The sequence below is a fragment of the Marinifilum sp. JC120 genome, from assembly GCA_004923195.1.
GTDB lineage: Bacteria > Desulfobacterota > Desulfovibrionia > Desulfovibrionales > Desulfovibrionaceae > Maridesulfovibrio.
The window spans coordinates 14,170-28,401 of the sequence record RDSB01000008.1 but is presented as its reverse complement, the minus strand read 5'-3'; the positions used below and the strand labels follow the sequence as shown (position 1 = coordinate 28,401).

The window sequence follows — 14,232 nt, the reverse complement described above, 5'->3', positions numbered from 1 at the left end:
TTTTTCAGAAAGATTGCCAGAAGGAGCAGCAAGATAAGTGGGTAACTGCTTATGCGCGTTAGCTACCAGTCGCCTCGTTTACCCATATCCGAGACCGGAAGGGCCGGACCGAAATTATATTTACCGGGTTTCTCGTGGCGGGAAAGCTTTTGGTTAGCCAGATTGCGCAGTTCTTTTTCAAGGTCAGCGCTTTCAATTTCAGAAACAGGGACGATAAAAACTTTCAGTCTTTCGCCCTCGTCAAAGCGCATGGGACGGACCGAGCAGTCTTTGACCTGCGGGCATTCCTTGAAAATATTTTCCACCCGCGTCGGGTAAACATTGATTCCTGCCACCTGCACGGCTTTGTCTGCACGTTTCAGCGGCCTGAACTGTGTTCCATGCCATTCGAGGTTGTCTTGCAGGGTATGCAATTGCTTATTGCCCGTTGCTGCGGTCCGTTCAATCGTCGAATCTCCGGTCCGTTCCCAGTGGGATAGCAGAGTGTACATGTCCGTAGGGTTGTGGCGATAGCCTACGCCCCCGGTCTCAGACGAGCCGTAGACTTCGGTCATGCGGGCTAGTCCCTGCGCTCTCAGGCTGGTAATTGTTTCAGCCGGACATGGTCCGGTGGAAGTTACGCCAAAAATATTATCCGGGAATTTACTATCCAGCTTTTCCAGTTTTTTCCAGAGCAGGGGAAAGGCGATGATCAGGTCTCCGCTGCGCATTCTTTGAATTTGTTCTGTGCCGGGCATGGGCGGCCAGTATTCCACCGGGATATTTAGGGCTTTGGGTAGCATGATGGAGAACAGGAATCCGTAAATATGGTGGCGGGGCACAAAACTGAGCACCTGCTTCCTGTCCGCGAAGAGTTGGGCCAGAGAGTTGGTTTCCTGTTCAAGATTTGCAAAGCTGGATTCAGCAGCAACTGGCGTTCCGGTGCTGCCGGAGGTGAAGAAGGTCAGGTTTTGTGGTCTGCCTTCAGTTTGCTCAAAGATAAAATCAGCCGCGTAGCTTATGCTTTTTCCTGCCGGTATAGGTGATTCAATGCCGAACTGAATAGCAATACGCTCAAGAAGAAGCTCCGGATTCTTAAAGACTCCATTGCCGGGGGTAAAACCGCTGGCAAGGGATTGTCCCTGACATAGTTCCAGTTTCTGACAGTATTTCATTTCCGCCAGCAGGGTGGAAGATATCATTTCCTCAATATTTTGCGCAGTGAGTGAAAGGTTTGCTGTCATGGCTCAGCCTTGCGGTTTCACGGAAATGAGTCCGAAATTGTTTCCAGCCTGCTCAATGCAGCTCGCAGCTCCTGATTTTCTTGCATGTATTGCAGCGGCAGCCAGCTCTGTTCCGGCAGCAGTGGGCATATCGGCCTGCCGGGAGGCAGTGGCGGAAAGGCTCAGTTTTGCCAGTCTGTTCAGTGAGCGGGCCGGGGCAAAGGCCGATCCGGGGAATTCTGTTTTTTGCAATTCCTGCGGGGAAAGAGTTTCGAATTCCAGTGTGCCGTATCTGGCGTCATTTGTTTCTTCAGCAGGGCCGAGCAGGAAAAAACATGCTCCTTCACCAACCGGAATGTGGTCGCCGGGAAGTCCTTTTTTTTCCAGCAGACGACGGGTGTTGTCTGTCAGCAGGGGAGTTTTTTCGTCCACGAGGCCGAGGAGTACTTTTTGTACCCTTTTTTCAGCCAGCCAGCATCCGGCGGTCTGCAATCCGGCAAGAAGGGGGCCGTGCAGTTGGCAAAGAGTGGTGTAGGGTTTGGGATTGTTTAGAAAAACAGACATGGTTGCCGCCGGGATATTGTGCACCGAATGGGAAAAAGCCAGCGGAGATGCGCAGCCCGCTCCGTGATCGATGATGGAACTCAGAAATTCAAAGATGGTCTGGGAAGGGCCATACCCGGTACTGATGACAATGCCCATGTCTTCATGCAGGGGCAGCGGTGTTTTCAGGTCTTCCTGTATTGTTCCGGCTGCGTCGTGCAGGGCGCGGCATCCGGCCAGCAGGGTCATGCGGGTAAAATGGTCCACCCGGCGTAAACGGCGGGGTGCGAAATATGAATTGAGATCGGATGTATCCACTGGGCCTTCGGTTTCAGCCAGCGCGGAGCCGATTCCATGTAGGGCAAGGCGCATTATACTGCCCCCTTTTTGAAAACGAGTGCAGAGTTGTTGCCTCCAAAAGCAAGTGAGTCGCTGAGCCCGTATTCAGCTTTGATCTCGGTCTTTTGGGTAACCGGAATTGCTTTTGCGTCGGGGGCTGCTTCGTGAAAGCCACGGGTGGGCATGAGTAGCCCGTATCGCAGGGACATGAGCGTCATGACTGCTTCAATGGCCCCGGCAGCACCGAGGGTGTGTCCGGTAAAGCTTTTTACTCCGGTGAACGGGGTGGATGGGAAAAGTTCGCTGATGACCTGACCTTCAATGCGGTCATTGTTTTCAGTCCCTGTTCCGTGCACATTAATGAAACCGATTTCTTGTGTGTTGATCTTGCTACGCTTGAGGGCTTCGCTAATGGCCTGCTTCAGCCCGGTTCCTTCGGGGTGGGGAGCGGTCAGGTGGTAGGCATCACAGCAGGTTCCGTAACCCAGCACTTGGCCTATGGAACCAAGTTTCAGTTCCTGCATTGCCTTATCGCTGGCCAGAATGAGTACTGCCGCGCCTTCGCCGAGATTTAAGCCCTGTCGGTCTTTGTCAAAGGGACGGCATCTTTCCGGGCTGGTGATCATCAGCCTTGAGAATCCGGTGTAGGAAATTCCGCTCAGTGCGTCTGCGCCCCCGGCAATGACCAGATCGCAAAGTCCCTGCCTGATCCACGAAGCCGCGATGCCGATGGCGTCAGTGCCGGAAGAGCATGCGTTGGTCACGGTTTGTACCGGGCCGTTAAGTTCGTATTGATCTGCCAGAGCCGCTGCCGGGTTGCAGTGCAGATAGCTTTCAATTACTTGAAGATCCGGTTCGCTGCCTTCGCGCCACTGCTGATAAAAGGATTTGAAATTAAGGGAGGCCCCGGTGGATGATCCGATGCAGGAACCGACTTTCAGGTTCCCCAGTCTTTCCCGGTTCAGTCCGGCTTGCGCAAGTGCTTCTCCCACTGCCGGGAAAAGAAGCTGCATGGTCTCGGTCAGTGCTGGAGTTTGTTCTTTCGGGGTGATCCACTCCTGCTCTACTGCAAAAACAGGGGAATGCATGGGCTGGTCATAGGAAAATCCGGGCGCAAAAGTTGGCTGGACATCCCCGTCCAACATGGTTTCAAAACATGCGCGGGTGTCCTTTCCGGCGGCGCAGATGCAGCCGCTGGCGCAGATACTGACGGGACGGTCCATAAACTTAAGCCTGTCTTTCCTGGATGAATTCTACGAGAGAATTAACGGACTGGAAAGCAGCCTTGCCTTCTTCCATGTTTTTGATTTCCACGTTGAAATTTTTTTGGACCAGTACCACGATTTCTACCGCGTCCAGTGAATCAAGACCGAGACCTTCCCCGAACAGGGGGGCATCGTCTTCAATCTCATCAATGGTTACATCCACAAGGTTCAGCTCTTCAATAAGCAGTTCTTTTAGTTTGGTATGCAATTTTGCCTCTTTATAAAGAATTGTTAATTCCACAAGTTAAAAAAATTGTAGAACTGGTATGGATTATCCTGACAGTATTTTTCCAGTTCATGGGCAAATTCTTGCGCGTAGGGCGTAAATGCCTGTGTGCCCCGGATTCCAGACTTACCCGTATCTTTCGGGACATGGATGACCTTGGCAACCCGAAATTTGCCTTTCCCGGTTCCGGTGCGGGCGGAGAAAACGATTGCCAAAGGCGTTTCTGTTGTTGCCGCGATTTTGAACGGGGTGATCGGCAGTTCTATTTTGCCGCCTAGAAAATCCACCTGCACGTTGTGCCTGCTCTCACCCATGGTCCGGTCCCCGTTTATGCAGAGAACGGAATTCTCTCGCAGGGCGGTGAGCATTTCAAGTGTGCCGCCCAGCGGGGCTGCCGGATTGATGACCGTGATTTCCTCTTCTTTTCCCGCACCGCCGGACATCTTCCATTTAAAGGAATGTTTGTCCACGTCCCTACGGTCCATGAGCATAACCACCGCCTTGGGTGCGTCCAGAAAGCCGAGGTATGAAAATCCCATTTGCCAGCAGCCTACATGTCCGGTGAGCAGGATTAATCGCTGGTGCCCGGCATAAAGCTCCTGTAATTGGCGCACGTCTTCGTCCGGGCCAATGGCATTGAAGTCACCCAGTATACGCAGCACTGAACGGTCCACCAGCATCTTTCCGAAATTCCAGTAAAGCTGAAAGGTATGGTACTTACAGCTTAACCAGCTTTGCGTCCCGAACCTGCGGCGTATGTACTCCGCTGGCCTTTTACCCACTCCGGGCAGCAGGCAGTAAAAGCCGACTACGAAGAAGAGCAAACAATATGCTCCCGGTCTTCCCAGCAGCCGGATTACGCCGTAGAAAATATTATGGAAAAACGCGGGGGCCAGACTTCTGCTGGACCATTTTTTATTGCGTTTCATGGTGACTGTCCCCGAACTACTGCGGTTTCATATCTAAAAATCGCTTGATAGTAAACGCCATAATGTAAATCGTAATTCCTATAATTACTGCAAATGCCGGCCCAAGCACCAATGATCCCAGCACCCATTCATAGAATCGGTCCAGTGCCTCGTAGCCAAGGGTCTGCAATGATATTTCAGTCAGGAACTGATTGTAGCGCATGTAGTGCCCGGCCTCAATGCATAGGGCCGGGACCAGCGGCGGGATGCATAACTGGCTGACCGCCAGTCCGGTAATCTTACTCAGCCGGAAAAATCCGCAGAAAAGGATGATGGCAATAGAATGCATGGCAATAAGCGGCAGAGTGCCCAGAAGCATACCCATGGCTCCGGCAATTGCCAGATTGAGCGGGGTTTCATCCTTGGAAAGTAGTATGCGTAGTGAGCGCAGGGGATGGATGGGGGTTATCTTGCCTTCTTCATCCTTGTCATACTGGCGATGGGGCAGAGGAATAAAAGAACGCATGGTCAGCCGGGTATTCAAAAGCGATATACGAACATTGTCCTTGATGGCGTTAAAGTGGGAAATCCTTTCATCCGGCGCTGGATAGTGCACTTCTATGGGCAGGTCTTTAAGGTCGTATCCGGCCCATGCTGATTTAACCAGAATCTCCACCTCAAAGGCGTAGCGTGTTTCTGTGGTTTTAACCACGGAGAAAATTTCCAGCGGATAGGCCCTAAATCCGCTCTGTACGTCACCGAGCTTAATCCCGGTCTGGACCCGCAGCCAGAAATTGGAAAAACTGCGTCCGAACTTTGATGAACCGGGTACGTTTTGTCCTTCGAAATTTCTGCTGCCTACGAAGATTGCTTCCGGTGATTGTTTGATTGCATCAATGAAATCAGGAATCTCTTCGGGAAAATGCTGCCCGTCAGCATCAATGGTGATGATATGGGTCTTGCCCTGTTCGCGTGCTTTTTCCGCCGCAGTGAGGATGGCCTGCCCTTTGCCGAGATTCTCATCATGGCTGACCACGGTCAGGTCAAGATCACGGACTTCTGCCGAGCCTCCGTCTGTGCTGCCGTCGTCTACAACGAGCACTTCACCGTAGTTCATGGCCCGCATAGCTACATCACGCAAGGTGGCAGCGTGGTTGTAGACGGGGATAATGATCAGCGGTTTAACCTGCATGAGCGGAATCTGCGATTGGTCGAGAATATTTTTTATTTCCGGGCTGGTCATCGAATTTTATTAATTGATCCCAGAGAATTCCCCGGAATCCGAATTTTTTCATAATGTTAATACGTTGCTGACCTTCGTCAGGAGGAAACAACCTGTCTCTGCGCTTCTTGAATCCCTGAATCAGCGCTGCGTTCATCTCATCTTTATCTAGGCCGGGGGAGAAGTAGTAAAAGGGTTCAAGCAGTGATTGGTCGGGGCGGATTAAACCTTCTTTAACTGCTCTTGTAAAGAGGGGGGTTCCTTCATGCAGCCGGATACCGGAAAAAGGGAAAACCACGCAACTACGCAGATAGTTCATGTTTTCGATTCCTTCCCGGACAGTCTCCATGGTTTCTCCGGGACCGCCGAAAATTACGAAATGCGCGCAGGGAATTCTTTGCTGCACGCATTTGTTATTGAATTCCATGACTTCAGCGAAATTAAAGCTTTTGTGCAACCCTTTTAAGGTTGCATCGCTGGTGGCGTCGGTTCCCACTTCCATGGCTTGTAAGCCGGAACGTTTGAGCAGAGCAATTTCATCCTGCTCAATGGGTCCGGGCTGGAAGAATCCGCACCAGCTGATTTTGATTTTTCGGCGTACTATCTCATCGGCCAGCAGCAGATAATGTCCTCCGCGGTCATTGAGTACGGAATCGGTAAAGAAAACATTGTCCGCTCCGTAGCCGCAGAGCATTTCAAGTTCATCGGCAATTTCGTTTACCGGGCGGAGCCGCATTTTACGTCCCTCAAGGTAGGGGTAGGTGCAGTATGCACAGCGATGCTCGCAGCCGCGTTTGGTCTGCACATTGATGACCCCGCTTTCAGCAAGGTAGTAGCGCAGTAATTCCGGGGACCAGCGCGGTACCGGGATTGCATTGCCGGGAATACCTTTTACCCGACCGTAAATTTGTGAAGTTTTTTTGTTCTGTTCCAGTCTGTGGATGAGCTCGACCATCTTACGTTCACCTTCACCCACTATGCCGTAATCCGCCCCGGTATATTCAAGTATTTCCTCCGGAAGCAGGGAGAACCCCGCGCCCCCGGCAATGACCGGGATTCCGGTTTCTTTTATGGTATCCACAATCAGCTTGGCCTTGTGGATGTACTTGTTGGTGTGGGAGGTGAAAGAGTCCACATTATCCACATTACGGATGGAGATGCCCGCATAATCCGGTGCGGCGTCAGTCAATGATTTGCGCAAATGCTTAAGTGAATTACCAGCAGCCAGCATGTCGTACTGGATGACTTCATGCCCGTCAGCATGCAAGGCCCCGGCAATAACCGACATGCCGATGGGGTAGACCGGATAAGGTTCTACGTTGGTGTTTGCGGAAATCAGGAAAATTGTTGCCATGCGTATCTACATATCCCTCTTCAGGGGAGTAAGGTTGCCAGCCTTCCATTTTTCGCAGAGCTGGGCAAAGAAGTCCGGTTGGAACATCATTAATTCATCGTCTTTGACAAAGAGTTGTACTGTGCATCCGGTGGTGGTTTTTTCTCCGGCAGAGTCGCGGATGATGAATTCGTAATTCATGCGCGCGGCTTCGGTCCAATGGAGCAGGGTCTCAATGCTGAAAGTATCCCCGAAGCGCAACGGCTTGATGTAATCCACCTGCATTTTCTTGATGGGGGCAGCCACCTTGTAGCGGTAGAAATCCATGTAGCCGACCCCGTAGATATCCCCGAGTCCGGTGCGTCCATCCTCAAAATAGCTGGGATAGCGGCCATGCCAGACAATATTCATGGGGTCCACTTCTTCGAAACGGACTTTTCGTTCCACCACATGGCGCAACGGTTCCGGTGCTCCATCAATTCTTGGAAAATATGATTTGCGGGCCATTATGTTGCCTCCGGGCCGAAGATGAGCTGATAGGTTGCTGCGGTTTCACCGTCTACCGTCAGCGAGCAGATTGAGATGTGATTGAGTCCCTTGGTTTTGAGGGAAAAGTTGAGATCCAGCTTTTCCATGGGTTTGACCGGGCGCAGAAATTTGCAGCGGGTTACGGATTGCAGAATGAGTTTTTCAGCAGGGTATTCGCGGTCAAGGGCTTCGGCTGTGGAAGTCTGTCCGAGCAGGGTCTGAATTACACCGGGCAGGATGGGATTGCCGGGAAAATGTCCGTCAAATCCGGGAAATGATTCTTTGAAAATATATGAGCGGGTGTATCCGGTCTCAGATTTTTCAAGAACCGAGCTGCTCTTTGAAATATGTTCATTAAGTTCCATGGCTAGGAATCCTTTTGCGAGCCTGAGTTGAGGAAAAGTTCAAGGGTGTAGTTGCCGTGCGGGTCGGAGATTATAGTGTGGGCGGCGAATTCGCGGTTACCGACCTGTTTGCTGCCCTTTGTTATTATATTTTGACCGCCCGAAGCGGCATCTTTCGGGGCAAGGTACATTTCATAAATACAGCGCATGGATTCATTATAAAATGGTGGAATCATACGCAGGAAAGGGGATACAAACAGCTTTTTCGATTCAAAACCGTTTGCATTGTCAGCAGAGATCTCTGCTACCAGCAATTTCATGCCCATTTCATTGAGCATGACCACTCGGGCTGTTTTCTGCTCGGGATTGAGTTGCAGCATGCCGCGCAGGGGCATGCGCTTGCCTGCAATAGAGAGAACCCCGGAATGTTGCAGCAAATAGGTGGATGAAGTCTTGCTCTGCACAGGAGAGTTTGCGCTGTGTGTTGAGCAGCCTGCAAAAAAAAGCAGGGCCAGCAGAGGCAGTAATATTTTAAACCTGTGCATGGTTATCCCCTTCTAAGCGCAGCAGATGCGGGAGCACGAAAACTGCACAGCACAGGGCCGCAGTGATTCCAATGAACACCGTACTTCCAAGTGAATGCAGTGAAGGATGCTTGGCAAAAACAAGAACCCCGAAACCCGCCAGCGTGGTCAGGCCAGAAATTTTGACCGCTTTGACGGTCCATAGTGAGGGTATTCTTATTTCCTGAAAAACCATGAATATTCCGTAATCGGCTCCAAGGCCGATGACAAGCGGTAAAGCCACGATGTGAAAAATATTCAGCGGAATTTGCAGCATCCCCAGTAGCCCGAAGGTTACAGCTACACCGAATACCGCTGGGAAAAGGGCCAGTACTGCCCGGCGAATGTTGCGGAACAGTCCGAAGATTAGCACGATCACCAGAATGCCGGAGCAGGTGATGAATTTAATGATGTCCCGTTCCATTTCATGTTCCAGCGTGGATTTGAAACGGGATTGCGAAACAAGACGCACCCCAAGCTCATTTTCTTTTTGCGGCGTGTAATATTCATTCACTTGCTCATTATCCTGAAGCAGAGTCATGAGCAGCTTTTCTTCGCCTATATTACTGGGAGGGATGAACATTTCTGCAACAACTCCCAAAGGACCGCTTTGAAATGTTTGAGCATTAAGAATCGGAGGAGCGCCTGAAATACGGTTCATTGCCGGACCGAATGCTTTGGGGGCAAAGCCTATTTCTTCGCTGAATTCTCGAACCGAAAGTTCTGTTTGCTCTATTTTGGTGTTCCAGAAATGGGACCAGCGGGCTTGGTTATTTGCAATGGTTGCTGCGGCGGGAAGTGCCGGGGCAATGCTGACTGCTTTGATCTCTGCAAGGTTTTGTTTGATGTCTGCCCATGCATTTTCGTTTTTATGTAGGGCTTCGTCCATGGTTTTGCCGGAAGCAAAGAGCATGGATTGGGCGCGCATCTTGCCCCATTTTTCTTGAAAATGCTTTTCCGCATTGGAAATTTCGTTTGAGATATAGCCAAGATTTTTAAGCTCGGTATCAAAATTATTGCTGAAAGCACCTGCAATTGAAGCTGTAAGTATGAACAATGCAGCGCAAAGGGTGACTGTTTTGTTTCCTTTTATTTGAAAGGAATGTTTGTTTTTGTCCGCAACCGGAAATGAATTACAGAGCCGGGGGATGAACAACAGGGCGTACATGCAGGCTGCGACTATTCCGGCAACGGAGAAAATTGAGAGCTGTTTAATGCCCGGAATGCCGGAAATATACAGGGCGGTAAAAGAAGCGCAGGAGGTTGCGGCTCCGAAAAGAACGGGTTTGCTGACTCTGCGCAGCGCCCCGGCTTTATCTTGCGGGCTTTCGGCCAAGGCGAAGTAGGTGTGCACCGCAAAGTCGATGGAAATGCCCATGAGTACCGCCCCGAAGCCGATAACAATTGCGGACATCTCCCGGTAGACAAAGGCCGTTGTCCCCAATCCGGCCATGATGGCTATGCCCGGGGCCAGAAAGACGCATAAGGCTCCTTTGTTTCGGAATGCAAAGAAAAAAAGTATGGCCAGTGCGCAGAAAGAAATAATGGAGACGGTCAGAATGTCTTGTTTAATGATCGCAGCATTAGCGGTTGTATAGCAATGGCCGCTCAAAACTTCGATGGCAATGTCCGTTTCAGGTCTGTGGTTTTCCTTCAAAACGGTCTGTTTTATCTTTTGAAAACGGTCCAAAAGTCTGGCTCCGTTTTTGGAATCGGTTATGGGAATGTTTGATTTTGCAATGAGCAAAACCGCATTTTTACCCGAAACATAATAGTGCCCGCCCTGAATTTTTAAGCGGGGCAGGTTCTGCAACGGGGCAATCTTTTGAAGGTATATTGAGCGTAAATTAAGCGGATCTGCTGCTACAATAGCTCGCATGCCAAGTCCTGCCGGGGAAATGAGCAGCTTCTTTGCATCGCTTAAATTTGTTTTTATTGTTTTGCTGTCTGTGTGTGTCTGTAATTTTTCGAGATCATTTTGAGTCGTAAGGTTCGGACCGTTTTGGAGCAGGAAATCGATCACACTTTGCGGGTTAATGTCTGAAATATCCTGAATTGCGAGTAGCGGCGAGTCCATTTTGCGGGCCATGCTGTCGGCAATTTGCCCAAGTTTTTCCTCTTTAATGTTCTCGCTGGCAATTGATATGAGAAGTTTCCCACTAAGGGGGGCCTTCTGAAGTAGTGCAAAGTCGCGGCTTATTTCGCCATCTTTCCCGCTGGGAAGCATGGCGGAGATGTCTTCGGAGAAAGTTACTGAGAGCAGAGGAATGGCGCAGAATAGCAGAAAAACGATCAGAATCAGCGCGCTTTTAAATTGAGTTTTTCTGTCTGCAATAGTTGGGTTATGCGTCTTGTTGGGATGCATTTTTATTCTTTCAAGAAGATGTCTTGGGCTAAGTTTTGATTAAGCAGCACATTGGAAAAAGTTATTTTTGTGTAATCTCCGCCCGGTTCATGCAGTTCAATGCCTTCAAGGTGGGTTGCTTCCGGGGAAAAAAAGATGCGTATCAAACTCAGGAACTGTTTTGCCTTGCTTGATTTGGGAGTCAGCTCCATCACTGCGGGGGAAAAATTGGTGACCTTTATGGTGTACAGGGATTGCAGCCACGGAATATTCATGGTCGTCCAAGCCAGAATCTGTTCCGAAATGATAGCCATTTCCGGGGAAGTTTCCGTGTTGAACGGGGCGGGTTTCTCAGCTGCACCGTCCCATTTTAAACCTTCCTGCCCCTTGAGCAGGAAGCCGGAAATAAATGGCTGGTTGTATTCCCAGCGCAGATTGTCCGGGCGGGCAAAGCAGAATTTACCTTTTGATTCAATTACATCAGCGAAAAGAGCGATGTGGCTCTGCTGGGTAAAATCGCTGCTGATGCTGCTGATGGATTTAGAGCGGGCTTGCAGGTCTTCCAGAAAATCAGCCTGTTTGTCCGCTAAAACACTACCCGTTGAGAGCAGGAGCAGCAGAAAAGTCAGCAGGAGTGCTTTTTTTAAAGCTGCCATGAGGCAACATTCTCCCCGGCTTTGGCTTGCGCCACAAGCTCGGTCATGGTTTCATCCTGTGGCACAAATAGTTTGATTCTACCCTCAGCCATAATTTTTCCTTCACGGCTGACCGTGCCTTCCACCACTGCGAATCCATCAAAATCACCAACGGTCTGGACACTTATCAGCAGTTCGTTGCTGGTCCAGTTTGTGTTGGCTGCTTCTGGGGTTAGCTGAAATTTTTGTACTCCCACGAGATAGCCTTCGGGTACTGGCTGGCCGAGGGACTGGAGATGGTAGCCGCATACGGCAGCGTAGGCTTGAGCCACCAGTTCTATGTAAAAGGGAGGCAATAAGTTGCCGTCCGTTCCCATGGAAATGGATTGCGTGGAAAGATCAGCCTGTGCGGTTCCGGCTCCTTCTTCGGCAGTGAGCACACTGTCGATAAGCAACATCTGCCCACGATGGGGCAACAGTTTTTCAGCCTGTGCGGGAAGGTTCATAAAAGAAAACTCCGAAATTAAGTGCGCCAGCAGAGCGGGTCGGATGAAAGGTAATCACCGTTCAGGTGATGGGCCATGCCCCTGCAGCCGTAGCATTCATCGCCCAGTTCACAGGTTCGGCAGGGCCCGGTAACGGTCTGGCGGATATTGCGCAGATTGTGGAATACTTCACTCTGCGAAATGATATTTTCAAGTGTATCAAGCCGGATATTGCCCGCAGAAATGTCCACCCCCGGACAAGGAATAACTTCTCCGGTAGTGGTGATGGTGCAGGAATAAAAATGGCGTTTGCAGGAAAATGCAGCAACCGGAGGCTTCGGTTCCCAGATAACCCCGAATTCTTCGCGGTCAATGCGCGAAAGCTCGTTGAACAATGTTTCGATTCTTTCCGGGCTAAGGGCCAGTTCTACATGATCCTTGGCTCGGCCCTGATCGGTGATGGTCTCGAAATAGGGGATGATTTTGCGGGTGCGTAGCCAGCGCCACATTTCCGGGATTTCATCACAATTCTGGCGGCAGATGATGGTCTGCGCGCCCATGGGAACATCGCCATTGGCATATCCAGCTTCAAGGAGGTTATTTAGTCCTTGGCGGATGGCCTTATGAGCATCCTTTTTACCTGCCAGCAGATCCTGCACCTGCGGATCAAGGCTGTTAAACTTGATCACAGGTTCTACTTTAAGTGAATACAATTCAGCTGCGATTTCCGGTGTGATCCGGGTTCCGTTGCTGAACAGTTCTATTTCAAGTCCCAAGGAGTGAATATAACGGATAGCATCCATAATGCGGGGGTAGAGCATAGGCTCCCCCCCGCCGAGGATGATTATCTTGCGCGCGCCGAGGTTTTGGCACTGCTTAACTGCGTCGATGATCTCATCAAAGCTTAGCTCATTATTGAGCTTTTCCCCGGATGAGGCATAGCAATAGATGCAGCGCAGGTCACAAACTCTGCTGAGTTCAAGCTCTGCGGTCAGCAGTTGCTTATTCTTAAGGGCGTCTTCAATTTCAGGCCCGGTAAAGGGACTGCCCCAGCAACGGTTGGAATTCATATTATTGCAGCTGGCCCAGTTCGCGGTTGATGGAGTTGGCGAGGTTTTTGATCCAGGCATTGTAGTTGCTGTGGATCACGTTGCCCTTGTGCTTCAAATTGGTGCTGTCTTTGTAGTTAATGCTATATGTTTCAGGGGTGTAGGTGATGTCTACAACAGCCTGATGGGAGCGGATATTCAGGGTGGCTACAAGGTGTCCGGGGGCCATATCGCTCATCTGCCAGCCACGGTCATATCCACCTTTGATGATGGCATTTTTCACACTTTCCATAGAACGGGCCTGCTGGCTGGTGGAAACAATCGGAGCCATTTCGATATTCTGGATGGGAGCGGTTCTGCATCCGCCGAGAAAAAGTGCGCAGGCAACCAGTACAAAAGCAACAATACGAAGTTTTTTCATTTGTAGCGTCCTCATCTTGAAAAGTTAAATTTGTGAAATTACTGTTACACTTCCTGATTCATTTCCTGAATGCAGGCAACCATAGTTTTTTTGACCGCTCGGCGCAATTCAATATGCGCATTGTGCATGTTTTCGAACTGCTCCGGGTAAATGGGAGGCAGTATTTTGCCCCGTACCTTTGCAGGGCGGATGAGCATGTGCCCGCGTGGCAGCATGCTATGTGTACCGTTCATGCATAGTGGAACCACCGGAAGCCCGGTTTGCATGGCTATGTGAAAAGGACCGGAATGAAAGCGGTTCAGCCTGCCGTCTTTGCTCCGGGTTCCTTCGGGAAAGAACATGAGTGTGGCGCCGTCATTTTTTGCACTTTCAGCCTGCTTGATGATGGCATCCAGATTATCGGTCTCAACATTTATGTAGCCAGCCAAACGCATATAAAATCCGTAAAAAGGGATTTTAAACGGCCAGTTGCGCACGGCCATGCAGATGTTGCGCTGTGGCTGAAAGGAAACCAGATAGGGATCGAAAAAGGATTCGTGGTTGGTAACGATGATGCACTGGGGTGGCAGCTTCCGCTGCTTCGGCCATTTAATGTCAACGAACAGGGACATCAATTTTGAGCTGGTCCATCCGTAGTACCAGATCATTTTTCGCAGGGTTTCCGGCTTTTTCCATTTCAGGATACGGGTAAAGAACAGGTAGAAGAGCGGCGAAATGATGACCCCGATAAGGGTCCAGAGAATGACGCTTAGATAAATCCCGGCGTTGATCCAGATAAGTTTGAGAAATGCGGGCATGGCGGAAAGAGTGCGGAGCACGGAGTAC

The 14,232-nt window shown here is 50.4% G+C and carries 16 protein-coding genes; all 16 read right to left on the bottom strand.

All coding sequences use genetic code 11. The annotated features are described in order from the left end of the window. Positions 1 to 62 precede the first annotated feature (62 nt). The 16 genes from D0S45_09485 to D0S45_09410 are packed head-to-tail and all read right to left on the bottom strand — an operon-like array spanning position 63 to position 14,204. A complete protein-coding gene (locus tag D0S45_09485; protein ID TIH15804.1) occupies positions 63 to 1,223 on the bottom strand; it encodes a 4-coumarate--CoA ligase in 1,161 nt (386 codons plus the stop codon). A gap of 3 nt (positions 1,224 to 1,226) precedes the next feature. After that, the gene (locus tag D0S45_09480) at positions 1,227 to 2,120 is read right to left on the bottom strand and encodes a hypothetical protein (protein TIH15803.1); all 894 of its coding nucleotides are present in this window, start codon (positions 2,118 to 2,120) and stop codon (positions 1,227 to 1,229) included. Beyond that, positions 2,117 to 3,307: a beta-ketoacyl-[acyl-carrier-protein] synthase family protein gene (locus D0S45_09475; protein TIH15802.1), complete on the bottom strand. Its 1,191-nt coding sequence runs from the start codon at positions 3,305 to 3,307 to the stop codon at positions 2,117 to 2,119. The genes D0S45_09480 and D0S45_09475 overlap by 4 nt, the downstream gene beginning before the upstream one ends. A gap of 4 nt (positions 3,308 to 3,311) precedes the next feature. Further along, a complete protein-coding gene (locus D0S45_09470; GenBank protein ID TIH15946.1) occupies positions 3,312 to 3,557 on the bottom strand; it encodes an acyl carrier protein in 246 nt (81 codons plus the stop codon). A 23-nt stretch (positions 3,558 to 3,580) separates the two neighbouring features. Beyond that, entirely contained in the window at positions 3,581 to 4,504 is a 924-nt protein-coding gene (locus D0S45_09465; protein ID TIH15801.1) for an acyltransferase, read from the bottom strand. Between the two features lie 16 nt (positions 4,505 to 4,520). After that, complete coding sequence (locus D0S45_09460; GenBank protein TIH15800.1) at positions 4,521 to 5,675, bottom strand: DUF2062 domain-containing protein; 1,155 nt, start codon at positions 5,673 to 5,675, stop codon at positions 4,521 to 4,523. Next, a complete protein-coding gene (locus tag D0S45_09455; protein ID TIH15799.1) occupies positions 5,665 to 7,059 on the bottom strand; it encodes a lipid biosynthesis B12-binding/radical SAM protein in 1,395 nt (464 codons plus the stop codon). The genes D0S45_09460 and D0S45_09455 overlap by 11 nt, the downstream gene beginning before the upstream one ends. A gap of 6 nt (positions 7,060 to 7,065) precedes the next feature. Continuing rightward, a complete protein-coding gene (locus tag D0S45_09450; protein ID TIH15798.1) occupies positions 7,066 to 7,545 on the bottom strand; it encodes an acyl-CoA thioesterase in 480 nt (159 codons plus the stop codon). Next, a complete protein-coding gene (locus tag D0S45_09445) occupies positions 7,545 to 7,931 on the bottom strand; it encodes a 3-hydroxyacyl-ACP dehydratase (protein TIH15797.1) in 387 nt (128 codons plus the stop codon). The genes D0S45_09450 and D0S45_09445 overlap by 1 nt, the downstream gene beginning before the upstream one ends. A 2-nt stretch (positions 7,932 to 7,933) precedes the next feature. Then, positions 7,934 to 8,455: a hypothetical protein gene (locus D0S45_09440; protein TIH15796.1), complete on the bottom strand. Its 522-nt coding sequence runs from the start codon at positions 8,453 to 8,455 to the stop codon at positions 7,934 to 7,936. Next, complete coding sequence (locus tag D0S45_09435) at positions 8,442 to 10,838, bottom strand: transporter (GenBank protein ID TIH15795.1); 2,397 nt, start codon at positions 10,836 to 10,838, stop codon at positions 8,442 to 8,444. Before D0S45_09435 ends, D0S45_09440 begins: the two co-directional genes overlap by 14 nt. Before the next feature lie 2 nt (positions 10,839 to 10,840). Next, the gene (locus D0S45_09430) at positions 10,841 to 11,473 is read right to left on the bottom strand and encodes an outer membrane lipoprotein carrier protein LolA (GenBank protein ID TIH15794.1); all 633 of its coding nucleotides are present in this window, start codon (positions 11,471 to 11,473) and stop codon (positions 10,841 to 10,843) included. Then, entirely contained in the window at positions 11,461 to 11,958 is a 498-nt protein-coding gene (locus D0S45_09425) for a 3-hydroxylacyl-ACP dehydratase (protein TIH15793.1), read from the bottom strand. The genes D0S45_09430 and D0S45_09425 overlap by 13 nt, the downstream gene beginning before the upstream one ends. A gap of 17 nt (positions 11,959 to 11,975) precedes the next feature. Then, entirely contained in the window at positions 11,976 to 13,007 is a 1,032-nt protein-coding gene (locus tag D0S45_09420; protein ID TIH15792.1) for a radical SAM protein, read from the bottom strand. Position 13,008: 1 nt separating this feature from the next. Continuing rightward, positions 13,009 to 13,407, bottom strand: coding sequence for a hypothetical protein (locus D0S45_09415; GenBank protein ID TIH15791.1), 399 nt, complete (start codon positions 13,405 to 13,407; stop codon positions 13,009 to 13,011). 44 nt (positions 13,408 to 13,451) lie between these two features. Further along, entirely contained in the window at positions 13,452 to 14,204 is a 753-nt protein-coding gene (locus D0S45_09410; GenBank protein TIH15945.1) for a 1-acyl-sn-glycerol-3-phosphate acyltransferase, read from the bottom strand. Between the last annotated feature and the right edge of the window lie 28 nt (positions 14,205 to 14,232).

Coding starts and splice junctions, on each gene's coding strand:
- D0S45_09445 (TIH15797.1), bottom strand. CDS start 7,931: ATGGAACTTAATGAACATATTTCAAAGAGCAGCTCGGTTCTTGAAAAA.
- D0S45_09440 (TIH15796.1), bottom strand. CDS start 8,455: ATGCACAGGTTTAAAATATTACTGCCTCTGCTGGCCCTGCTTTTTTTT.
- D0S45_09430 (TIH15794.1), bottom strand. CDS start 11,473: ATGGCAGCTTTAAAAAAAGCACTCCTGCTGACTTTTCTGCTGCTCCTG.
- D0S45_09410 (TIH15945.1), bottom strand. CDS start 14,204: ATGCCCGCATTTCTCAAACTTATCTGGATCAACGCCGGGATTTATCTA.
- D0S45_09435 (TIH15795.1), bottom strand. CDS start 10,838: ATGCATCCCAACAAGACGCATAACCCAACTATTGCAGACAGAAAAACT.
- D0S45_09450 (TIH15798.1), bottom strand. CDS start 7,545: ATGGCCCGCAAATCATATTTTCCAAGAATTGATGGAGCACCGGAACCG.
- D0S45_09485 (TIH15804.1), bottom strand. CDS start 1,223: ATGACAGCAAACCTTTCACTCACTGCGCAAAATATTGAGGAAATGATA.
- D0S45_09420 (TIH15792.1), bottom strand. CDS start 13,007: ATGAATTCCAACCGTTGCTGGGGCAGTCCCTTTACCGGGCCTGAAATT.
- D0S45_09415 (TIH15791.1), bottom strand. CDS start 13,407: ATGAAAAAACTTCGTATTGTTGCTTTTGTACTGGTTGCCTGCGCACTT.
- D0S45_09425 (TIH15793.1), bottom strand. CDS start 11,958: ATGAACCTTCCCGCACAGGCTGAAAAACTGTTGCCCCATCGTGGGCAG.
- D0S45_09475 (TIH15802.1), bottom strand. CDS start 3,307: ATGGACCGTCCCGTCAGTATCTGCGCCAGCGGCTGCATCTGCGCCGCC.
- D0S45_09455 (TIH15799.1), bottom strand. CDS start 7,059: ATGGCAACAATTTTCCTGATTTCCGCAAACACCAACGTAGAACCTTAT.
- D0S45_09460 (TIH15800.1), bottom strand. CDS start 5,675: ATGCAGGTTAAACCGCTGATCATTATCCCCGTCTACAACCACGCTGCC.
- D0S45_09465 (TIH15801.1), bottom strand. CDS start 4,504: ATGAAACGCAATAAAAAATGGTCCAGCAGAAGTCTGGCCCCCGCGTTT.